General features: G+C 42.6%; 21 protein-coding genes and 1 other RNA gene. 13 read left to right on the forward strand and 9 right to left on the reverse strand.

The features are described 5' to 3' along the window. Window positions 1–94: 94 nt before the first annotated feature. The 3 genes from F9817_RS04600 to ilvN all read left to right on the forward strand — a co-directional run bounded on the left by F9817_RS04600 (window position 95) and on the right by ilvN (window position 4,469). Window positions 95–1,864, forward strand: coding sequence for an AMP-dependent synthetase/ligase (locus F9817_RS04600; protein WP_161153787.1), 1,770 nt, complete (start codon window positions 95–97; stop codon window positions 1,862–1,864). Between the two features lie 387 nt (window positions 1,865–2,251). After that, window positions 2,252–3,973: an acetolactate synthase 3 large subunit gene (locus tag F9817_RS04605; RefSeq protein WP_161153788.1), complete on the forward strand. Its 1,722-nt coding sequence runs from the start codon at window positions 2,252–2,254 to the stop codon at window positions 3,971–3,973. A 1-nt stretch (window position 3,974) separates the two neighbouring features. After that, window positions 3,975–4,469: an acetolactate synthase small subunit gene (gene ilvN, locus F9817_RS04610; protein WP_161153789.1), complete on the forward strand. Its 495-nt coding sequence runs from the start codon at window positions 3,975–3,977 to the stop codon at window positions 4,467–4,469. 74 nt (window positions 4,470–4,543) lie between these two features. Here the strand turns inward: ilvN and serA are convergent, their stop codons facing one another. From serA to zapA, 5 genes are all read right to left on the reverse strand, one after another. Further along, a complete protein-coding gene (gene serA / locus F9817_RS04615) occupies window positions 4,544–5,773 on the reverse strand; it encodes a phosphoglycerate dehydrogenase (protein ID WP_161153790.1) in 1,230 nt (409 codons plus the stop codon). Between the two features lie 262 nt (window positions 5,774–6,035). Then, window positions 6,036–6,713 (reverse strand): ribose-5-phosphate isomerase RpiA, encoded by a 678-nt coding sequence (gene rpiA, locus F9817_RS04620; RefSeq protein ID WP_161153791.1) that lies wholly within the window; start codon window positions 6,711–6,713, stop codon window positions 6,036–6,038. A gap of 114 nt (window positions 6,714–6,827) precedes the next feature. After that, window positions 6,828–7,412 carry a 5-formyltetrahydrofolate cyclo-ligase gene (locus F9817_RS04625; RefSeq protein WP_161153792.1) on the reverse strand — a complete coding sequence of 195 codons (585 nt, stop codon included), beginning with the start codon at window positions 7,410–7,412 and terminating at the stop codon, window positions 6,828–6,830. A gap of 4 nt (window positions 7,413–7,416) precedes the next feature. Continuing rightward, a non-coding RNA gene (gene ssrS / locus F9817_RS04630) (6S RNA) lies at window positions 7,417–7,602 on the reverse strand. A 12-nt stretch (window positions 7,603–7,614) separates the two neighbouring features. After that, window positions 7,615–7,926: a cell division protein ZapA gene (zapA, locus tag F9817_RS04635; RefSeq protein WP_161153793.1), complete on the reverse strand. Its 312-nt coding sequence runs from the start codon at window positions 7,924–7,926 to the stop codon at window positions 7,615–7,617. 241 nt (window positions 7,927–8,167) lie between these two features. On the opposite strand from zapA, the gene F9817_RS04640 reads away from it, so the two are divergent. Genes F9817_RS04640 through F9817_RS04650 form a run of 3 tightly spaced genes read left to right on the forward strand, consistent with a single transcriptional unit; the run spans window position 8,168 to window position 11,180 of the window. Next, window positions 8,168–8,743 (forward strand): YecA/YgfB family protein, encoded by a 576-nt coding sequence (locus tag F9817_RS04640; RefSeq protein ID WP_161153794.1) that lies wholly within the window; start codon window positions 8,168–8,170, stop codon window positions 8,741–8,743. An 18-nt stretch (window positions 8,744–8,761) separates the two neighbouring features. Continuing rightward, a complete protein-coding gene (gene ubiH, locus F9817_RS04645; RefSeq protein WP_161153795.1) occupies window positions 8,762–9,937 on the forward strand; it encodes a 2-octaprenyl-6-methoxyphenyl hydroxylase in 1,176 nt (391 codons plus the stop codon). A 13-nt stretch (window positions 9,938–9,950) separates the two neighbouring features. Further along, window positions 9,951–11,180, forward strand: a complete 1,230-nt coding sequence (locus tag F9817_RS04650) for an FAD-dependent 2-octaprenylphenol hydroxylase (protein ID WP_161153796.1) — start codon at window positions 9,951–9,953, stop codon at window positions 11,178–11,180. A gap of 60 nt (window positions 11,181–11,240) precedes the next feature. Here F9817_RS04650 and F9817_RS04655 read toward each other — a convergent pair whose 3' ends face one another. The 3 genes from F9817_RS04655 to ygfZ form a co-directional block, all read right to left on the reverse strand. Next, window positions 11,241–11,447 carry a DUF1107 domain-containing protein gene (locus F9817_RS04655; protein ID WP_161153797.1) on the reverse strand — a complete coding sequence of 69 codons (207 nt, stop codon included), beginning with the start codon at window positions 11,445–11,447 and terminating at the stop codon, window positions 11,241–11,243. 561 nt (window positions 11,448–12,008) lie between these two features. Beyond that, on the reverse strand, window positions 12,009–12,503 hold the full coding sequence (locus F9817_RS04660; RefSeq protein ID WP_161153908.1) for an aminoacyl-tRNA deacylase: 495 nt from the start codon (window positions 12,501–12,503) through the stop codon (window positions 12,009–12,011). After that, window positions 12,496–13,467: a tRNA-modifying protein YgfZ gene (ygfZ, locus tag F9817_RS04665; protein ID WP_161153798.1), complete on the reverse strand. Its 972-nt coding sequence runs from the start codon at window positions 13,465–13,467 to the stop codon at window positions 12,496–12,498. Before ygfZ ends, F9817_RS04660 begins: the two co-directional genes overlap by 8 nt. A gap of 150 nt (window positions 13,468–13,617) precedes the next feature. Here ygfZ and F9817_RS04670 point away from each other — a divergent pair, with 150 nt between their 5' ends. Both F9817_RS04670 and F9817_RS04675 read left to right on the forward strand, forming a co-directional pair. Then, the gene (locus F9817_RS04670; protein WP_161153799.1) at window positions 13,618–13,878 is read left to right on the forward strand and encodes an FAD assembly factor SdhE; all 261 of its coding nucleotides are present in this window, start codon (window positions 13,618–13,620) and stop codon (window positions 13,876–13,878) included. After that, window positions 13,847–14,245: a protein YgfX gene (locus tag F9817_RS04675; protein WP_161153800.1), complete on the forward strand. Its 399-nt coding sequence runs from the start codon at window positions 13,847–13,849 to the stop codon at window positions 14,243–14,245. The genes F9817_RS04670 and F9817_RS04675 overlap by 32 nt, the downstream gene beginning before the upstream one ends. A 14-nt stretch (window positions 14,246–14,259) precedes the next feature. Here F9817_RS04675 and nadB read toward each other — a convergent pair whose 3' ends face one another. Further along, the gene (gene nadB, locus F9817_RS04680; RefSeq protein WP_161153801.1) at window positions 14,260–15,873 is read right to left on the reverse strand and encodes an L-aspartate oxidase; all 1,614 of its coding nucleotides are present in this window, start codon (window positions 15,871–15,873) and stop codon (window positions 14,260–14,262) included. A gap of 499 nt (window positions 15,874–16,372) precedes the next feature. On the opposite strand from nadB, the gene rpoE reads away from it, so the two are divergent. The 5 genes from rpoE to lepA all read left to right on the forward strand — a co-directional run bounded on the left by rpoE (window position 16,373) and on the right by lepA (window position 20,972). Continuing rightward, window positions 16,373–16,945: an RNA polymerase sigma factor RpoE gene (gene rpoE, locus F9817_RS04685; RefSeq protein WP_161153802.1), complete on the forward strand. Its 573-nt coding sequence runs from the start codon at window positions 16,373–16,375 to the stop codon at window positions 16,943–16,945. A gap of 32 nt (window positions 16,946–16,977) precedes the next feature. Beyond that, complete coding sequence (locus F9817_RS04690) at window positions 16,978–17,601, forward strand: sigma-E factor negative regulatory protein (RefSeq protein WP_161153803.1); 624 nt, start codon at window positions 16,978–16,980, stop codon at window positions 17,599–17,601. A gap of 11 nt (window positions 17,602–17,612) precedes the next feature. Beyond that, complete coding sequence (gene rseB / locus F9817_RS04695; protein ID WP_161153804.1) at window positions 17,613–18,575, forward strand: sigma-E factor regulatory protein RseB; 963 nt, start codon at window positions 17,613–17,615, stop codon at window positions 18,573–18,575. Window positions 18,576–18,577: 2 nt separating this feature from the next. After that, window positions 18,578–19,048, forward strand: coding sequence for a SoxR reducing system RseC family protein (locus F9817_RS04700; RefSeq protein WP_161153805.1), 471 nt, complete (start codon window positions 18,578–18,580; stop codon window positions 19,046–19,048). Between the two features lie 130 nt (window positions 19,049–19,178). Then, a complete protein-coding gene (gene lepA, locus F9817_RS04705; RefSeq protein WP_161153909.1) occupies window positions 19,179–20,972 on the forward strand; it encodes a translation elongation factor 4 in 1,794 nt (597 codons plus the stop codon). The last annotated feature ends 38 nt before the right edge of the window (window positions 20,973–21,010 follow it).

Genomic DNA, 21,010 nt, shown 5'->3' on the forward strand with positions numbered 1-21,010 from the left:
TCCCTAACTTTGATCTTGGTGAGTTGCCTTTTATCTGCGCGTCTGTAAACTGTGCCGCTTCCCGCCCTGTAGAGGGTATATTCTAGGTACAAAAATGGCCATATTAGACTTTCATATTGTAGATAAGCTTCGCGATAGGATGACCGAAGGGGATGAGCGAGTAGCTATGAGATTTTATGCTGATAATGATTGGCATGATATTTCTTGGAGTGAGTTTGATCAACATACTCGTGCGCTTTCGTTAGCTATGTTAGCGTGCGGTCTGGATGTACAAGAAAAAGTCGGTATTTTTGCTACCAATATGCCGCGTTGGACGATTTGTGATGTGGCTGCTCAGCAGATACGAGTCGTCACTGTGCCTATTTATCCTACAAGTACACCAAATCAGACCAAATACATTACTGAAAATGCTGATGTCCGTATTTTATTTGTCAGTGGCCAACAGCAACTGGACATAGCCATTTCAATTTTTAATCAGTGTGAACGCTTAGAACGTATCGTGATCATGGATGAACATATTGAAATACCTGATGTTGATTTTGTTTTATCGTTTAATGAATTTATTTCTTTAGGAACAAGTGATTACCTAGAATCGCTCTATCAGCGTTTAAATACGTTGAACCTTGATGATCTGTTTACTCTTATTTATACCTCGGGAACAACCGGACAACCTAAGGGGGTAATGTTATCTCACCGCAATTTATCCGCTCAGATGACTGGGCATGATTCTCGGCTAAATTTGACGCCTGATGATATATCTCTCTGCTTTTTACCTTTGTCGCATGTGTTTGAGAGAGCATGGTGCTTTTACGTTTTATATAAGGGGGCGACTAACTGTTATCTCCATGACGTTAAAGTGGTTAGAGAAGCATTACAGCAAGTGTCTCCAACCGTGATGTGTGCGGTTCCCCGCTTCTATGAAAAAATTTATGCAGCAGTGCATGACAAAGTTTCTCATGCTTCATGGCTTAGAAAGACTTTATTTTCATGGGCTTTGTCCGTGGGCGAGCGTTATGTGTCTTCAGGTAAAGGGGAATGGCGTTTTAGGATTGCCGATAAATTAGTATTAAGCAAATTGAGAGCGTTACTTGGTGGTCGTTTGAAAATGATGCCATGTGGTGGTGCGAAGCTTGAACCTTCTATTGGTCGCTTCTTCCATGCTTTAGGTATTAATGTCAAAGTGGGTTATGGGATGACTGAAACCACGGCAACGGTGTCTTGTTGGCCTGATAGCCATTTTGACGCCAATTCAATTGGACTTGCTATGCCTGATGTTGATATCCGTATCGGTGTTAATAATGAAATTTTGGTGAAAGGCCCAATGGTCATGCAGGGTTATTATAAAAATGAAAGCGATACTCTTGCTGCATTTGACCAAGATGGCTATTTGAAAACAGGGGATGCAGGGTATATCGATGAACATGGGCAGTTGTTTATCACTGAGCGTATTAAAGAGCTCATGAAAACATCGGGTGGAAAATACATCGCACCACAGATGATTGAAGGTACGTTAGGTAAAGATCATTATATCGAGCAGATTGCTGTTATAGCTGATGCGCGCCAATTTGTTTCGGCATTGATCGTTCCTTGCTACGACAGGGTAGAAAAATACGCTCGGGAATTGAATATTAAGTATCATGATCGTATCGATCTACTCAAACATGCGCAGATCATAGAGATGTTTGAAAAAAGAATTCATGAACTTCAGCTACATCTTGCCCATTTTGAGCAGGTAAAAAAATTCACGTTACTGCCGAATGCCTTCTCTTTGGAAGATGGGGAGTTAACTCCAACTCTAAAACTACGTCGTAAAGTGATTCACACTCGATATGAAGGTGAAATTAAAGCAATGTACGGTAAATAGCTTTTATGGTGATAGGTTCTCTGGTATTGAGGACCTATTATAGAGTATTTAATGACCGTAGTTGCATAATTTTTTATTCGTTCTAATATATTTTCTCACATTTTTTCTTCGTTAACTTATCGATAACTCTGATTTTTAATTTTTTAACAGAGTTAATGACTTTATTTATACTTTTTCACCACATCTTATTAAAACTGTGCGCCAATCCACGTTAGACCGATAGGTCATTAGCAGGTACAGTATTTCCCGTTTACCCGTGACTTGTTATGACAGGCTCGGGACATAGCCGAAAGCGGAAGGTTTTCGAATTAGGCTACGAATAAGCCCTAACTATGTAAACCAGCCTCAATAACAACCACGTTGTTGTAGGTTTGGTAAGGAGAAAAAATGGCAATGTTATCCGGCGCAGAGATGGTGGTGCAATCTCTGATCGAAGAAGGCGTAGAACAGATATTTGGTTACCCTGGTGGGTCAGTATTGGACATCTACGACGCTCTCCACGAAAAAACCGATAAAATTAAGCACGTCCTTGTTCGTCATGAACAAGCTGCGACTCATATGGCTGATGGATATGCACGTTCTACAGGCAAGCCAGGAGTCGTCCTCGTCTGCTCTGGTCCAGGAGCAACAAACACGGTAACAGGTATTGCGACTGCCTATATGGACTCAGTCCCTATGGTGGTTATCTCTGGTAACGTGGCAACTAATTTAATTGGTAATGATGCGTTTCAAGAGTGCGATATTGTGGGCGTATCTCGTCCTATCGTGAAACATAGCTTTTTAGTGAAGAAAGCAGAAGATATTCCAGAGACAATTAAAAAAGCATTCTATATCGCATCGACAGGACGACCTGGTCCTGTGGTTATTGATCTACCAAAAGATGTAATGAATCCTCAGGTTAAGCTGCCTTATAGCTATCCTGAAAGCGTTAAAATGCGTTCTTATAACCCGACAACGACAGGGCATAAAGGGCAAATTAAAAAAGCGCTTAAAGCACTATTAGAAGCCAAAAAGCCAGTGTTATACATTGGTGGTGGGGCAATTATTTCTGGTGCACATAAACAGATTTTAAAATTGGCGAACTCGTTAAACCTTCCGGTTGTGAGTACGCTAATGGGATTAGGGGCCTTCCCAGGAACCCATAAAAATTTCCTTGGTATGCTTGGCATGCACGGTGTATATGAAGCCAATATGGCGATGCACGACTCTGATCTTATTTTTGGTATTGGCGTACGTTTCGATGATCGAACTACCAATAATTTAGAAAAATATTGTCCGAATGCCAAAGTCATGCACATTGACATTGATCCTTCTTCGATCTCTAAAAATGTTCCCGTTGATCTCCCAATTGTGGGTTCTGCCGATCAAGTTCTCGACACCATGCTTAAGTTGTTGGGGGATAAAACGGATCAAAACGATCAACAAGCGATTGCTCAATGGTGGCAACACATTGAAGGTTGGAGAGAGCGTCAATGCCTTTCTTATACGAAGAACCCTGAACGTATTAAACCACAGCAAGTGATCGAAACTCTTTATCGTTTAACTAAAGGTAAAGCTTACGTCGCATCTGATGTTGGTCAGCACCAAATGTTTGCCGCTTTATATTACCCATTTGATAAACCAAGACAGTGGATTAACTCAGGCGGTTTAGGCACGATGGGCTTTGGTTTGCCTGCTGGGATGGGGGTTAAATTTTCACATCCTGATGAAGAAGTTGTTGTTGTGACTGGGGATGGTAGTATCCAAATGAATATTCAGGAGCTTTCAACCGCTCTTCAATATGATATTCCAGTTAAAATTATTAACTTAAATAACCGTTTCTTAGGAATGGTAAAACAGTGGCAAGACATTATTTACCATGGTCGCCACTCCAACTCTTACATGAGTTCAGTGCCAAACTTTGTCGCCATTGCCGAAGCCTATGGCCACGCCGGTATTCGCATTTCAACACCAGATGAATTAGAGGCGGGTTTACAGAAAGCGCTTGATATGAAAGATCGTCTGGTATTTGTTGATATTAGTGTGGATGAAACCGAGCATGTTTACCCGATGCAAATCAAGGGTGAAGGTATGGATAAAATGTGGCTGAGCAAAACGGAGAGAACCTAAGATGAGACGTGTTATTTCTTTACTACTAGAAAACCAACCTGGAGCATTATCTCGTGTGGTCGGTTTATTCTCTCAGCGTGGCTACAACATTGAAAGTCTGAATGTATCACCAACTGATGATGAAACGCTTTCACGTTTAAATATCACCACCGATTCTGATGGTATGCAGCTTGAACAGATACAAAAACAATTGCACAAATTGATAGATGTATTGAAAGTTCAAGATGTAACGGAATTTGAGCACATTGAACGCGAGCTGATGTTAGTTAAAGTAAAAGCATCGGGTTCTGCTCGTGAAGAAGTAAAAAGTATGGTCGATATTTTCCGTGGTCAGATCGTTGATGTCAATCCAACGCATTACACCGTACAACTGACCGGTGATACAGATAAACTGGATGCGTTTATTCAGTCTGTCGCCCAGTTTACTGATGTGGTTGAAGTCGCTCGCAGTGGGATTGTTGGAATTGCTCGTGGTGAACGCGCTTTAAGAAGCTAGCACTTTCTACCTAACGATATAGATAATAAAAAACCCAACGATCATCGCTGGGTTTTTTTGTATTAATGAGCAAATTAGAACAGGATGCGAGTACGAATTGTACCTTCGATCTCTTTCAGTTTTTCTAATGCTTCTTCAGAGCGAGCTGCTTGAACATCGACAACAACGTAACCCATTTTAGGTGTTGTTTGCAGGTATTGAGCTGCGATATTGATATCTTCTTCAGCAAAGATATTGTTGATCTTATTCAAGATACCAGGGCGGTTTTCATGAATATGTAGCAGGCGAGAACAATTGCGTTGTTCTGGTAGTGATACTTCTGGGAAGTTCACACTTGATAGTGTTGAACCGTTATCAGAGTATTTCGCTAGTTTACCCGCAACTTCAATACCGATGTTTTCTTGCGCTTCCTGAGTTGAACCACCTACGTGTGGAGTCAAGATAACGTTATCAAACTCAATTAGTGGCGATTCAAATGGTTGAGCATTCGAGCCTGGTTCTGTTGGGAATACATCAACGGCTGCACCAGCAAGGTGTTTTGATTCTAGTGCCGCACATAGTGCTGGGATATCAACAACCGTTCCGCGAGAAGCGTTGATGAAGATTGAACCTGGTTTCATGCGGTCAAATTCTTCTTTGCCCATCATGTTTTTGGTTTCTGGAGTTTCAGGTACGTGCAGGCTGATAACATCACATTTGTTCAGTAGCTCAGTTAAGGTATGAACTTGATGAGCATTACCTAGTGATAGCTTGTTTTCAATATCGTAGTAGTAGACGTACATACCAAGACTTTCAGCTAGAATACTAAGTTGAGTACCGATATGGCCATAACCGATAATGCCTAATTTTTTACCACGAGCTTCAAAGGAGTGGTCTGCACTTTTTTTCCAAATACCACGGTGAGCAAGAGCGTTTTTCTCAGCAACACCACGGAAAAGAATGATCATTTCAGCCAATACCAATTCTGCCACACTGCGTGTGTTAGAGAATGGTGCGTTAAACACTGGAATACCGCGCTCAGCAGCAGCATCAAGATCAACTTGGTTAGTACCAATACAAAAACAACCAATACCCACTAATTTATCGGCAGCGTTGATCACTTTTTCTGTTAAGTGAGTACGTGAGCGTAGACCAACAAAGTGAGCATCTTTAATGGATTCAAGTAGCTTTTCTTCTGGAAGCGAACCTTTGTGGTATTCAATATTGGTATAGCCTGAAGCCTGTAGCACCTCAACAGCAGATGGGTGTACACCTTCTAGTAAAAGAATTTTGATCTTATCTTTTTCCAATGAAACTTTGGCCATTATTCTCGTCCTTAAATATGGAAAGGGGGAAATTCAGATACACTGAGCCCACATAAGTTAGTGAGTCTTGTTATGAAAAGCAAACGTTTTCGTCGTGCATCTTCTGCCCATTAAACTAACAAACTTTTCTGTCTTTGGGTAAGAAAATTACGGAATAAGAGATAATTTATTTACCAATGGAAACAAAAAAGGCACCCGCATGGTGCCTCTTGTAATCAGATAACGTCAAATGAAAAATATTAAGCAACTAGTTGATCTTAGTTCAGCTCTTTATTCTCGAACATGATTCTTCTATTTTTGCACCTTCGGCGGTACCTGTTATTACTACATCAGCGCCACGATGGGCAAATAGACCATTAGTGACGACACCTGCTAGGCTGTTTAGTTGGTCTTCCAATTCTTTTGGATTGGTAATCTTCATGTTATAAACATCTAAAATCACGTTACCATTATCTGTTACCACGCCTTCGCGATAAACAGGATCGCCGCCTAACTTAACAATTTCCCGAGCCACATAGGAGCGAGCCATAGGAATGACTTCGACTGGAAGAGGGAATTGACCCAATACATCAACGGCTTTCGTACCATCAACAATACAGACGAATTTTTCTGAAATAGCGGCAACGATTTTTTCACGCGTTAATGCTGCACCGCCGCCTTTAATCATGTCTTTACTAGGGTTGATTTCATCCGCACCATCAACATACACATCAAGTTTTATCACATCATTACAATCAAAGACTTCAATACCTAAACCTTTTAGCTTTTCGGTTGAAGCAACAGAGCTTGAAACAGCACCTTTGATATCGTCTTTTATTGAGCCTAATGCATCGATGAAGTGATTGACAGTTGAGCCTGTACCCACGCCGACAATACTGCCTTTTTCTACATATTTAAGAGCAGCCCAACCTGCGGCTTTTTTCATTTCATCTTGAGTCATGATGCCAATCTCCTGATAGCGAGTAGTAACGAAAGCGATTTGTGGGCGCGATTATATACTGAAGGCCCAAGGATACCAATTACCTAACCATCGAAATGCTAAGTCAAAGGTTGATTAGCGTTGCCACACTTTACTTGGTGTCACAATCATAGGTAATGGAATGTCCCATGCGGCGGTAGGTATTTGATCAATCTGTTGGCAATCGTGTGCTAGGCCGATAGGTTTGGCCCCAACGCCAGTTTTAAACCAAGGAGCGAGTGTTCTATCGTAGTAACCGCCTCCCATACCTAAACGTTGGCATTGATCATCAAAGGCGACTAATGGCGTGCAAATAAGATCTAACTGGTGGGCTGGAATGATGTGGCGTTGATCTAATTTCGGCTCCGCAATACCGTATTTGTTTTTCACCATTTTACTGGATTTTTGATAGTGGAGAAAAAGCAGGTGGCCGGGCGAAAATGGATGAAGAACGGGAATATAAATCGATTTATTCTTTTGCCATAAAGCATCGATAAGTGGGGCAGTATTGAGCTCACCATCGGTCGATAAATATAGCGCGATATTCTGGCTTGATTGAAATGCTTCTAATCGTAAACATTGCTCAACAAGCTGAGTTGCAGCTACCTGTTGGGTATGAAAATCAAGTTGATTACGTCTGTCACGAACTTGTTTACGAATATGTTGGCGAGCATCTTTCATGGTAGGGAACCCCAAGGTGCCGTTTAGGATTTGGACCCTTGAACCAGCTGGTTCAAGGCGGATTGGCAATGATAACCGTAGGCTTCTCGGTACAAGCCGAGCCTGCTCAATAGCTACCAAGTACTAACCCTTTTGTATTGCTTATCGGCTCAGGGACTTCAATCCTGAATCACGAACACCCCAGGGTAAATTCTCTATGTAGTTAAGGCTGAAGCTGTCCTGGCTTTACCTTACTCAATGCTTCTTCGAGTGATGCGGTGAGCTTTTCCATTCGTTCGCGCATCTTATCTTTATCACTTTGGATTTGTTGAGCTTCATGAAGCTCATAACAGATATTCAAAGCGGCAATCGTGAGTAGTTTAACCTCATTGGTTACCTTAGTACGCTCAGCCATATCTTTCAATCGTTGATCAAGATCTTTGGCGGCATAAATCAAAGACTCTTCCTGTCCAGGTGGACAGTTTACTCGAGTTACTTTTCCTAAAATTTCGACGTCAACCGCTTGATTACTCATGATTAATGAACTCTATTAGCGTACCTAAAGATCTTACACCCTTGTGTAATATCGAGGGGCAACTATAGGAAAAGCTGGAGTAAGATTCAAGCTTTTCACATCTCTTCGTCTTAAAAGGCGAAGCAAAAACTCAGTTATTAGGCAATTTGAGTAAAAGCTGCGCACAATTGATCACTTGGGCGTTTGCGCATGATCGTCGAAGTGATAGGATTGGAATTATTTTGTTAACACAGAGCCCATTATGAGCGAGATTACCTTTCCTGACTACGATGAATTAGCGCTAGAACTAAAACAAGCTGCGTTAAATATCACTCCGGCTGAATTGCACGGCCTACTTTCTGGAATGTTAGCTGGTGGACTAAGCTTAAAAGATAAAAGCTGGCAGCCACTTGTTTTTGATTACACGAATGATGGTATGGGGTGGCCAACCAAGCCATTGAATGCAGCGGAAACAATGTTGCAATCCACCAATAGTCAATTAACTCGCTTAAGTATGGAATTTACTCTGATGTTACCTGAATCGACAGGTGAGCAGGCAATATTTGATTTGGCTGACTCAGTTGCTGAGTGGGTCAACCATTTTATTTCCGGAGTTGGACTTGCTGGGGCGAAGGTTAAAAAAGCATCGCCAACAGCGAAAGAAGCACTCGAAGACTTAGAGGAAATCGCTAAGTTAGGCATTGACGAAGAAGATGACCTAGAAGAACAGGCCGAACTTCTTGAGCAGGTTATTGAGCATGTTAAAGCCTGTGTACTCGCACTTCATGCTGATTTCGGTGTCAGACCTGAACAGGACAAAAAGCCAACCCTGCATTAAGGGAAGCGGGAGCAAAAGGTGAAATCATTTGATGTGATCATTGCTGGTGGAGCAATGGCCGGTGGAACATTGGCATTGGCATTAAACCAGCTTAGTCAACAAGGGTTATCTATCGCGGTTATCGAAGCATTTCAATCAGATAACCGGCAACATCCAGGATTTGATTCTCGTGCGATTGCTTTATCGTACGGAACCGTACAAATTTTAGAGCAATTTGATCTATGGCGTGATTTACGAGCAGTAGCAACGCCTATCACTCATATTCACGTGTCAGACCGTTCCCACTATGGGATGACAGAAATTGACCATAACGAAGCCGATCTCAATGCGCTAGGATACGTTATAGAGCTTGCTAATGTGGGCAAAATCTATGATGACAAATTACATCAGTGTCCGAACATTGAAATGTATTGCCCAATGAGTGTTGCTGATATTAAACGTGAGCAACAGCAAGTGATTGTGTCGTTGTCAGACGGTTCTGCTATCTCAGGTAAATTACTGGTGGCAGCCGACGGCGCGGTATCAACGTGTAGCCAGAAACTCGATATGACATCGACATTACACGACTTTGGTCAATGTGCCATTGTGGCTAATGTCGTGAGTAGTGAAGCACACAATGGTCGTGCTTTTGAGCGTTTTACTCATCATGGTCCAATTGCTCTCTTACCGATGAGTGAACGGCGTTTATCTCTTGTGTGGTGTATTGAACCTGAGAAAGTGTCTGATCTTATGACATGTTCTGATGATGAGTTTTTAAAGCAACTGCAGCAAGATTTTGGTTGGCGGTTAGGCCGTTTTACTCGAGTAGGAAAACGAGCCTCATATCCCTTACAATTAAGTCATAGAGAAAAAAATGTTTCTCATCGTTTTGCTATTGTTGGTAATGCTGCACAGACATTACATCCGATAGCAGGACAAGGGTTTAATTTGGGAATTCGCGATGTCGCAAGTTTAGCGGAAGAAGTGACCAAAGGTGATGATATTGGTTGTTATCGTCAACTGGCTCGTTTTCAGCAGCGAAGAGAATGTGATCGTCAAGCGACAATCACATTAACGTCTTCTCTGGTTCATCTGTTTTCAAATGATTTGCTGACGCTTCAAGTAGGACGAAATCTCGGACTAGCGGTGCTTGATAATATTACTCCGCTAAAAGCGCCTCTTTTAAAACGAACCTTAGGGATCGTGAATCGATAGAAGGTATTCAAATATGATGCAAAGTGTGGATATTGCGATAGTGGGTGGTGGTATGGTCGGCCTCGCGTTGGCTGCTGCTTTCAAAGACACAGACCTACGAATCGCAGTCATTGAAGGGAAAATTCCTGACGACACCTTAGATGAACTACCGGATGTGCGCGTATCAGCTTTAAGCCGATCTACAGAAATGATTTTGCGTAATCTCAACGCGTGGGATGGTGTGATGTCTCGTCGAGCAGCACCATATTCAGCGATGGAAGTATGGGAGCAAGATAGTTTTGCTCGCATTGAATTCAGTGCTAATCAAATGACCCAGCCTAATTTGGGTCATATTGTTGAGAACCGAGTTATTCAACTGGCGTTACTTGACCAAGTGAAGAAGCAGATAAATGTCTCTTTACACATGCCTGTCACCATACAGAATATTGCGGTTGGTGAAAGTGAAGCTTGGTTAACGCTGAGTGATGGACAAGCGGTGACAGCAAAATTGGTTGTTGGTGCTGATGGGGCTAACTCATGGGTTCGTAAACAGTTTGATATTCCATTGACTCATTGGGATTATGGTCACAGCGCTATTGTTGCTAACGTACGCACTGCAGAGTCTCATGACAGTATTGCTCGACAAATTTTTACACCACTAGGTCCGTTGGCGTTTTTGCCAATGCAAGATCCTAACCTTTCTTCAATTGTTTGGTCTACGGATCCTAATCGTGCTGAGCGTTTGTTGGAAATGCCGGATGATAAATTTAATCAGGCACTCACCACTGAGTTTGATGGTCGTTTAGGATTATGTGAATTGCAGGGGGAACGCCAAGCCTTTCCTTTGAAGATGCGCTATGCTCGCGATTTTGTACTAGACCGTGTTGCGTTAGTGGGTGATGCAGCTCATACCATTCATCCATTAGCTGGCCAAGGTGTTAACTTGGGGTTATTGGATGCAGCAGCTCTTGCACAAGAAGTGATCGCTCAGTGGCAAAATGGGGAAGATATTGGTGCAAAACGCAATTTACGTGGTTATGAACGTTGGCGTAAAGCTGAAGCTGCTAAAATGATTGCTGCGATGCAAGGGTTTAAAGACCTGTTTGAAGGCAATAACCCAGCGAAAAAATTAGTTCGTGGTATCGGCATGAAGCTGGTAGGGCAACTGCCAGGCGCTAAAGATGAGATAATGAAACGTGCTTTAGGGCTGAAAGGTGACTTACCAGATTTAGCTAAGATGGCTCGTGGAGTACACGAATCATAATGAGTAAAGGGTTGGCTTCTGCCAACCCTTTTTAAATCTTTTCTTCTGCGTTAAGCACTCTCAGACATGGGCGCAGCGCAACTTCATGACTTCTTGGTTCACTTCTTTGACCGTCTGAAAATGACGAACTTCAGCCTTGTCTGGCACAATGAGCTTACCATTATCAAATTCAAATTTACCAATACCAGAGATATAGATTCTTCCTTTGAACAACCGGCTTATATGCTTAGCAATCATACTTGGCGTATAGCGCTTGAAGAGTCTCATGTTTGGGTCCTTTTATTTTTTTGAAAGCCATACAAGCATATCTGATCAATGTTAGAACTTGTGTGACAAGTGCATATATATAACCATATGAATGCAATTTTTTAGCAAAATGTGCTGATATAGACACTTTTACCTGTAATTATTCTGTTGGTCGATAACTTGCTTCATTCGTTATATGCAATTTTGTTGCCAACTCATCCGAATTAATAGTATTAGGTGTGACTAAATTAATTGGTCTCAATAAAACAATAGCCTATAGATGTTGTAAACGTAGAAGAGTTTTGTCGATGTGTCGGGTACGTGGCAAAAAAAAATGCCCGCAAAATCTTTGCGGGCCAATAGTCACAGATGCATTACACAAAAAGTGGATGTACTGAAACAATCAGTGGATTCACTTTTTCGTTAGTTACGTTAAAGCATCATTTTTATACTTCAACATTAACCAACGGTACCGAGAGTACTCTAAAAATAATCTGATGACTATTTATGTTTTGCTATTGATTTAATATTCATGACGAAATATTGCATAATGTGAGCAATATCACGCATGTATGTAATGCTTTACATAGTGGGCTTGGGATCTCTTTGAATGTTACTAATCAAAGGCTTGACTAGGTTTTCCAAGTCGACACGTTTTAGGCAGATTCCTGCCATTTTTGAGCCGCTACTGATAGTGACATCATTTTGCGTTAATATGCTTTTATCGAATAAGATAGGCATTTCAGTTTTAAGATTTATAGGTGTTACAGTGCCTATAATATAACCAGTTATTGGCTCTACCTTATCTATTTCGGCACAGGTCATCCTACGCCAACCTAAAATGGCGCGAACTTTTTTCGGATCAACGCTTGTATTCCCAGCGGTACAGGCAAGGGCGTAACGATTAGACATATCTCTCAGTAATATGCATTTCACCATTTGTTCAGTCTGGATACCACGTTGTTTAGCGGCATCTTCTACGGTTTTAGCTGGCGATTGGTGAGGCAGCAGGCGATATTTCACCTGCTGTTGATCAAGATACTGAGTGATCTTAGTTTTGAACTCGGGATTATTCATCATCAAGAGAGTAGGGTAGTGGCTCCATTTTCCAGCGTGTTTCTGGTTGGTTAGCTAACCGGAATTGGGTATCCGCTTCCAAATTATTAGGCAATACGGCTAACGCAATCGCGTGCTTGTCTGCAAATTGATAGTACGCCATCAGTTGGCCTGCTTTACGCCAGTTGTCACCCACTGCTCGCTCAAGTTCAATCACTTCGCCTTGGGGTAATGGTGTCGTTATATTGCCGCTAATGGGATACATAGCGCGTTTGTTGATGCCGCGATACTTTGCTCGAGCGACAGTCTCTTGGCCGGTATAACAGCCTTTGGTAAAACAAATGCCATCGAGAGCTTGTAAGTTCAATGCTTGTGGAATGTGCACGTTCTGCTCAGACGAAGTGATAACAGGCAGAGCGTCCTCAATATCGAAGCGGGTCCAAAATTCTTCTGTGACTTTTGTTCCAGAAAAATCGTTAATGAGTGTTTCGGCTGCTGAGTTTGAAACGAGTAATAGCCAGCGCTGCTGAGAAATTTTCACGGCAGTTCCATCGATTAACGGGCGCACATCACCTTGAGATTCAGTATTCTCATCTATCCACTGTTGTGCTTTAGGCCCCATCATTCCCAAGGCGATGTCATCAGTCTCCGTGATGTCAACTTTGGAAAATACGGCGTATTTTTTTATCTCAGCAAGCTCTATTTCCAACGCTGATTTAGGTTGGAATAGTGCATATCCATCGCGATGATGGAAGAGTCGAAAAACAGACCATACCTTACCTTTTGCATCACAATGTGCGCCAAAAGTGGATTGATCGGCTGCCAAAGTCACGACATTACAAGTCACTTGGCCTTGTAAGTAACTTTTCTTGTCATCACCAACCATGGAGATTGCACTCCATGAATTTAAATGTGTGAGCGCTAGCTCAGGAATAGCATCTGCCGCTGTGATGTCGAGCGGAGAAAATTGATTTTTCCAGTCCATACTGTTCACCTAAGTGAAGAATTTCCTTTATGGTAATCTGGTTGATGTTTTTTGTCAGCTTCAACTGACTCTTTGATTTTGGTCACTGGTTGTCGGCAACATGTGTTGTTACACTGACAGTAGAAAATAAAAGAATAAGTGAGGAAAAACATGTACTCCGCAGAAGAAAAAGCTCGTATCAAATGGGCATGCCGCCGAGGCATGTTGGAGCTTGATGTTGTGATCATGCCATTTTACGAAGAATGTTTTGAAGACTTAACACCAGTAGAGCAACAAAATTTTGTATCACTTTTAGAATGCGATGACCCAGATTTATTTAAATGGATCATGGGACACGGACGTTCTGAAAACCTCAACAATGCGGCTATGGTTGATAAAATTGTCGCCTATAACCTCAGCAAAGCGCGTTAAGCTTTATCTGAATCCTTCTTTTCATTCCCTCATCGTCAATCAACTAATGCTACAGCTGTTGATGTGGGGGATTGTCGCTTTTGATTGGCCATTAGTTGCCAGTGCTGGTCTGCTTGCCCTGCTTATCTCCTATAGCCGAAGTGTTTCACTACTTCATCCACATTTATCTGGTGATATAGAAATTGATTTTGAGTGTTCTCGGATTTACAGCATTCAAGAGTGCTCGTATCAATCAGTAAATACTTTATTGGCGCAATGGTTTATTGGTTTTAAAACGGAGCAAAAGCATTGGGTACTGCTTTGGAGAGATAGTTGTTCTGATGAAGTGTACCGCCATTTACTTGTTGCACTGAAAAGGGAGCGCTGAGCGCTCCCATTGAACTATTGATTTGGTGTGAGTATCGTTGGGCCACTTGGCTCTTTAGGTTCGGGATAGTCTAAGGTGTAATGCAACCCTCGGCTCTCCTTACGCTGCATGGCGCATCTCACCATAAGCTCAGCAACTTGCAGTAAATTACGTAACTCCAATAAGTTATTCGATACTCTAAAATTACTGTAATACTCATGTGTTTCTTGTTGCAGTAACTGAATTCTTCTTAAAGCTCGTTCTAACCGTTTATCTGTGCGAACAATACCCATGTAATCCCACATAAAAAGGCGTAACTCATGCCAGTTGTGCTGGATCACCACTTCTTCATCTGAGCAACTCACTTGGCTTTCATCCCATATGGGCAATTCAGAGCATAAATGAATTTGCGGCAACTCTTGCAAGATAGCTTGTGCTGCAGACCATGCATATACCACGCATTCGAGTAGAGAGTTTGATGCCATTCGATTGGCACCGTGTAAACCGGTGTAACTCACTTCCCCAATTGCATATAAGTGGTTTAGGTCGGTTTTCCCTTGTTGATCGACCATCACACCACCACAGGTATAATGAGCTGCGGGGACGATAGGAATGGGCTCTTTGGTCATATCAATACCCAACTCCATGAGACGGCTATAAATCATGGGAAAGTGTTGCTGAATAAACTCTGCACGTTTATGCGTAATATCGAGATACATACAATCTGCGCCCAAACGTTTCATTTCATAATCGATTGCTCGAGCCACTACATCTCGCGGCGCTAATTCTGCTCTTTCATCGAAATCTAACATGAAGCGTGAGCCGTCAGGTCGGCGCAGATAAGCGCCTTCCCCACGCAGAGCTTCGGTTAACAAAAAATTACGCGCTTCTGGGTGATATAGGCAAGTGGGGTGGAATTGGTTGAATTCCAAATTAGCGACACGACAGCCCGCACGCCATGCCATGGCAATACCATCACCAGAAGAGATATCTGGATTGGATGTGTATTGGTACACTTTTGAAGAACCGCCAGTAGCCAAAACCACACATTTAGCGCGAATCGTTTCAACATGCTCATCATGTCGATTCCAGACGTAAGCACCAACGACGGTTTGTTGGCTCCCGCCGACTTTATCTTCAGTGATAAGGTCTAACGCATTATGACGTTCAAAGATCTGTATATTAGGATGTTTTTTTACATTTTCTTGTAGTGAAGTTTGCATTGCCATGCCGGTTGCGTCGGCAGCATGAAGAATACGGCGGTGGCTATGTCCGCCCTCTCTAGTGAGATGATAACGAGGAGTCTCATCCTCAGTGTTGGGGTCGTTCAGCTTGTCAAAAGGGACGCCACCATCGATAAGCCACTGTACGCAAGGTTTTGCATGTTCTGCAATAAAGCGAACCGTTTGCTCATCACATATACCTGCGCCTGCAATCAAGGTATCTTGAACGTGTGAGTCAATACTGTCCGTTTCATCAAATACTGCTGCAATTCCTCCTTGTGCATAGTAGGTTGATCCTTCGCTGCGCGGGCCTTTACTGAGCACAATGACTTGGCAATGGTCGGCGACATGTAATGCAAGTGATAAGCCAGCAGCACCGCTACCGACAATCAGTACATCACACGTGTGTTCCTTATGGGTGTTCATAACGCATTGAAATCCTTTAACGATATTAGGTTACGACAAATGGACTGATATCGAGGTGGTCATGTACAGGCCAAACTTCCATTCTTAACTCAACGCTAATCTCATTAGCGAATCATTGAGATCAGTAACAATTGCCACTATTTCTAGTATGATGGGACCTAGTTATTTTTACTTTTGGTGTTGTTGTTAACCTTAAAAATGCCAATATCCAATAGTGTCCTTTTCTGAAATAGATTTGAAAAGGAAAAGCATTTATATCGTCAATGCTATTGTGTTTCGGTAATGAAATCTTCAATATCTTATAGAGTGTTTTCGCAAACCTAGATTGCATCACATTGCGAATTAACTATGGTAAAAATTTCACAGAGAATTGAACTTTATCTAAACCACTGAGTCACAATAGGTGCTCATGTAAGTAGTGGTGCCAATACACATTCTGCACAATTAATGCCCATATCTGAGAAGGTAAGGGGATATAACAATAGGAGTAACCGCTCGAATGAACGAGCAGCTGACCGATCAGGTATTGATTGAGCGAGTTCAGAACGGAGATAAGCAAGCTTTTAATCTTTTGGTACTTCGTTATCAAAACAAGGTCTGCAACCTTATTTCTAGGTATGTGAGCAATTCTGGTGATGTAGCTGATGTTGCGCAGGAAGCTTTTATTAAAGCATACCGCGCCATCCCAACGTTTCGTGGTGATAGCGCATTTTATACCTGGCTGTATCGCATAGCTGTCAATACTGCAAAAAACCACATCGTGGCTCAGGGGCGTAGACCTCCCGCTACTGATGTCGACGCTGAAGAAGCGGAATTTTATGAAACGGGTAGTGCATTGAAAGAAATTTCGAACCCTGAAAATCTGACGTTGTCCAAGGAATTGAAAGGGGCAGTGTTTAGTGCGATCGAAGCGCTACCTGAAGATTTGAAAACTGCGATGACGTTACGAGAGCTCGATGGCTTGAGTTACGAGGACATCGCGCAAGTAATGGATTGTCCCGTTGGAACGGTGCGTTCTCGTATCTTCCGTGCTCGTGAGGCAGTAGAGAAAAGAATTCGACCTTTGCTCTAAGGCTGATGTTAGTAACTACTATGGTGAAAAGAATGGCTGACAAAGAAAAACTTTCAGCTCTCATGGATGGAGAAACGATTGACAAGTCCTTTATACAGGAATTGGTCAACGATCAGGAGGGGCTGGATGCGTGGAAAAATTACCATTTAATTGGTGATGTCATGCGTGGTGAGGCTCCCGAAAAACCAGAATGGAATATTGCTGAGAGTGTGGCTCTGGCGTTGGAAAATGAACCTGGGCACAATGCTCGTTACACACAAAGTGCAAATGTGGTGGATGACACACCATTGCCTATCGAGGCTCAACCTAAGCCAACGAAAGCTCGTCGTCAGTTGCCAGCTTGGTTGTCTCAGTTTGGACAAGTTGCGGTTGCTGCTTGTGTCTCGTTAGTTGTCATTGTTGGTGTTCAGCAATACGGCTCGAGTGATCAAACCGTTGCATCTCAGTCTAGCGATGACCAGATCCCAGTTTTGCAAACCATACCTTTATCTGGAAAGGCTGAACCCGTAAGTCTTGTCACTCATGAAGCGAATGATGATCGTGGTGAGTCGAATATTCAAGAGCAACGTCGTCGTGTGAACGCCTTTTTGCAAGACTACGAGTTGCAATTAAGACTGAATAGTGAGAGCGGTGTGGCCTCACAACCATCAAAATAATTGGTAGTTGAATGAAGAAATTTCTGATCAGTGTGCTGACGCTGTTCAGTTTGAGCTCGACAAATTATGCCTTTGCAGAAGATTCTTCTGCGGAGGCTTTGTTGCATCAAATGAACAGAGCAAGTCAGCAACTCAATTATGAGCTGTCTTATATCCTGATTAAGAAAAACGGCTTGGAGCCGATTTTATATCGTCATGCTCGAGAAAAATCCCAGCAGTTTGCCCATTTGGTTTATTTAAGTGGGCCGGTTCGAGAAGTGATTCGCCGCGGTGATGAGGTCAGTTATATTGAACCCGGTGTTGATCCCTTCACTATCGAGTCGAGCAATATGGTTGCTCCTTTGATGCCAATGCTTAATAGCAACGTTGATCAATTGGGTAAGTACTATGACTTTGTCAAAGTGGGTCGAGCTCGTGAAGCGGGCAGTCCTTGTCAGGTACTACGCATCGTTCCGAAAGATGGTTTGCGTTATTCTTACATTTTGTGGGTAGATGAACACAGCGATCTTCCGCTGCGAGCTGATCTGGTGGATCGTAATGGGGAAGTCCTCGAGCAGTATCGTACGATCTCGTATTCGATCAACGATAAAATCGCTAAGATGATGTCTGGTTTAAACAGTGTTAAACTGCCCGAAGTGCTCTCCATTCCTAAAGGGAATATTAAGAAAGCCAAGTGGGCAGTCGAATGGGTACCTGATGGCTTTAAGGCAATGGAGATTAATCGTTACCGAATGGCGATTACTGATCGTTTAGTGGAAAGCCAAATGTTTTCTGATGGGTTGTTTAGTTTTTCTGTCTATGTGTCAGAACGAGATAATCACTCATTGAAAAATCAGTTGTTCCGCCAAGGGCGTCGAACTCTGCAAACTTATGTCCAGGGTGATAATGAGATCTCTGTGATTGGCGATATTCCTCCTGCAACGGCTCAGAAAGTTGCCCAGTCGGTGCAATTTAATCGTCAGGGAGTTAAGTAATTATGATGACCGCGTTAGCCACAGTGATGGCCGTTCAACAGCAAAAGCAAGGGTATCAAATCCAACTGAGTTGTGAACAAAAAACCAGCTGCAGTAGTTGTTCTTCCGCAAAAAGCTGTGGTACGGGGTTAGTCTCTAAAGCGATAGGTAGCAAAGCGCTGCTTTGGACGCTTAAAACCGACCAAACCGTTCGGCAAGGTCAAGTAGTAGAAATAGGCTTCCCAGAAAAGAGCTTATTGCAGTCTGCAGCCTTAGTTTACCTTGTGCCACTCTTTATGATGATTATTGGTGCATGGCTTGGCGATAGTTTTTTTGCGCCAGAGATGGGCGGTGGAGAAGGTACCGTTATTCTGTCTTCATTTCTTTTTATTGCGCTAGGTATTGGATTAGCAAAATATTGTTCACCGCGCTTAGAACAACGCTCTCAAAACGAAGTTGTTTTGCTAAGAGTGCTTGGAGAGCCTATTGTTTAAAGAATCATCAATCGTTTAAATAAGGTGCGAACCAAAGCGAAATTGGTTAGAATCGCCCAACTTGAATGAAATACCGCCACTGGCGGTATTCTATTTTCCTAATTTACAAGAGTTTAGTCATCCCAAACCTATGAAGCACATTCGTAACTTTTCGATCATCGCCCACATCGACCATGGTAAGTCGACTCTATCTGACCGCTTAATTCAAGTCTGTGGTGGATTGACTGACCGTGAAATGGCGGCACAAGTTCTAGATTCGATGGATCTAGAGCGTGAACGTGGTATCACCATTAAATCTCAGAGTGTGACGCTGGATTACAAAGCTAAAGATGGCGAAACCTATCAGCTAAACTTTATCGATACTCCAGGACACGTTGACTTCTCATACGAAGTGTCGCGTTCCCTTGCTGCTTGTGAAGGGGCGTTATTGGTGGTCGATGCAGGTCAAGGCGTAGAGGCTCAAACTCTAGCAAACTGTTATACCGCGATTGAAATGGACCTAGAAGTGGTTCCGGTATTAAACAAAATCGACTTGCCAGCTGCTGACCCAGAACGCGTTGCTGAAGAAATTGAAGACATCGTTGGTATCGATGCCATGGAAGCTGTACGTTGTTCAGCAAAAACCGGTATTGGTGTTGATGATGTTTTAGAAAACATTGTTAAATCTATTCCGGCACCAACGGGCGATCCTGATGCCCCTCTACAAGCGCTTATCATTGATTCATGGTTTGATAACTACTTAGGTGTTGTTTCTTTGGTCTGCATTAAAAATGGTAGTTTGAAGAAAAACGACAAAATCAAAGTGATGAGTACTGGTCAAACTTGGGGTATTGATGGTATTGGTATTTTCACACCAAAACGCGTCCCAACCGATGGCCTTGAAACGGGCGAAGTTGGCTGGGTTGTTTGTGGTATCAAAGACATTCTTGGCGCACCTGTTGGTGATACGCTTACTCTTGCGAAAAACGGGTGTGAAAAAGCGTTACCTGGTTTTAAAAAGGTTCGCCCACAAGTTTATGCTGGTCTGTTCCCTGTATCATCAGATGATTACGAAAACTTCCGTGATGCACTGGGTAAACTGTCACTAAATGATGCTTCGTTATTTTACGAGCCAGAAACATCAGCAGCGTTAGGCTTTGGTTTCCGTTGTGGTTTCCTTGGGATGCTGCACATGGAAATTATCCAAGAACGTCTAGAGCGTGAATATAACCTAGACCTTATCACTACAGCGCCGACAGTAGTTTACGAAGTAGTGAAAACGGATCAAGAAATTATCTATGTAGATAGCCCTGCGAAATTACCGCCAGTTAGTGATCTTGAAGAAGTTCGTGAACCGATTGCTCGTTGTAACATCTTGGTTCCAGAAGAGTACTTAGGTAACGTTATTACCTTGTGTGTTGAAAAACGTGGCGTGCAACAAGATATGGTGTACCACGGTAATCAAGTGGCACTTACTTATGATATTCCAATGGCTGAAGTGGTATTGGATTTCTTTGATCGCTTGAAATCAACGTCACGCGGTTATGCATCACTAGAGTATAACTTCCAACGTTTTGAAGCATCTGACATGGTGCGTGTAGACGTACTGTTGAATGGTGAGCGTGTTGACGCATTAGCTATCATCACTCACAAAGATCAAGCGCAAGCTCGTGGTCGACTCTTGGTTGAGAAAATGAAAGAATTCATTCCTCGTCAAATGTTTGATATCGCGATCCAAGCGGCGATTGGCGCTCACATTATTGCTCGCTCTACTGTGAAACAGTTACGTAAGAACGTACTGGCAAAATGTTACGGTGGTGACGTGAGTCGTAAGAAAAAACTGTTGAAGAAACAGAAAGAAGGTAAGAAACGCATGAAACAGATTGGTAACGTTGAATTACCACAAGAAGCGTTCTTGGCCATTCTGCACGTTGGCAAAGACTAGTATTTGCTAATGTATTGTTTTTAAATGGCACAATATTG

This window comes from Vibrio eleionomae (assembly GCF_009874545.1).
In the GTDB taxonomy this organism is placed as follows: Bacteria; Pseudomonadota; Gammaproteobacteria; order Enterobacterales; family Vibrionaceae; genus Vibrio; species Vibrio nitrifigilis.

Coding starts and splice junctions, on each gene's coding strand:
- F9817_RS04600 (WP_161153787.1), top strand. CDS start 95: ATGGCCATATTAGACTTTCATATTGTAGATAAGCTTCGCGATAGGATG.
- F9817_RS04650 (WP_161153796.1), top strand. CDS start 9,951: ATGATGCAAAGTGTGGATATTGCGATAGTGGGTGGTGGTATGGTCGGC.
- F9817_RS04605 (WP_161153788.1), top strand. CDS start 2,252: ATGGCAATGTTATCCGGCGCAGAGATGGTGGTGCAATCTCTGATCGAA.
- F9817_RS04660 (WP_161153908.1), bottom strand. CDS start 12,503: ATGAATAATCCCGAGTTCAAAACTAAGATCACTCAGTATCTTGATCAA.
- F9817_RS04625 (WP_161153792.1), bottom strand. CDS start 7,412: ATGAAAGATGCTCGCCAACATATTCGTAAACAAGTTCGTGACAGACGT.
- rpoE (WP_161153802.1), top strand. CDS start 16,373: ATGAACGAGCAGCTGACCGATCAGGTATTGATTGAGCGAGTTCAGAAC.
- F9817_RS04655 (WP_161153797.1), bottom strand. CDS start 11,447: ATGAGACTCTTCAAGCGCTATACGCCAAGTATGATTGCTAAGCATATA.
- lepA (WP_161153909.1), top strand. CDS start 19,179: ATGAAGCACATTCGTAACTTTTCGATCATCGCCCACATCGACCATGGT.
- rseB (WP_161153804.1), top strand. CDS start 17,613: ATGAAGAAATTTCTGATCAGTGTGCTGACGCTGTTCAGTTTGAGCTCG.
- F9817_RS04690 (WP_161153803.1), top strand. CDS start 16,978: ATGGCTGACAAAGAAAAACTTTCAGCTCTCATGGATGGAGAAACGATT.
- F9817_RS04670 (WP_161153799.1), top strand. CDS start 13,618: ATGTACTCCGCAGAAGAAAAAGCTCGTATCAAATGGGCATGCCGCCGA.
- serA (WP_161153790.1), bottom strand. CDS start 5,773: ATGGCCAAAGTTTCATTGGAAAAAGATAAGATCAAAATTCTTTTACTA.
- zapA (WP_161153793.1), bottom strand. CDS start 7,926: ATGAGTAATCAAGCGGTTGACGTCGAAATTTTAGGAAAAGTAACTCGA.
- F9817_RS04640 (WP_161153794.1), top strand. CDS start 8,168: ATGAGCGAGATTACCTTTCCTGACTACGATGAATTAGCGCTAGAACTA.
- nadB (WP_161153801.1), bottom strand. CDS start 15,873: ATGAACACCCATAAGGAACACACGTGTGATGTACTGATTGTCGGTAGC.
- rpiA (WP_161153791.1), bottom strand. CDS start 6,713: ATGACTCAAGATGAAATGAAAAAAGCCGCAGGTTGGGCTGCTCTTAAA.
- ygfZ (WP_161153798.1), bottom strand. CDS start 13,467: ATGGACTGGAAAAATCAATTTTCTCCGCTCGACATCACAGCGGCAGAT.
- F9817_RS04700 (WP_161153805.1), top strand. CDS start 18,578: ATGATGACCGCGTTAGCCACAGTGATGGCCGTTCAACAGCAAAAGCAA.
- ilvN (WP_161153789.1), top strand. CDS start 3,975: ATGAGACGTGTTATTTCTTTACTACTAGAAAACCAACCTGGAGCATTA.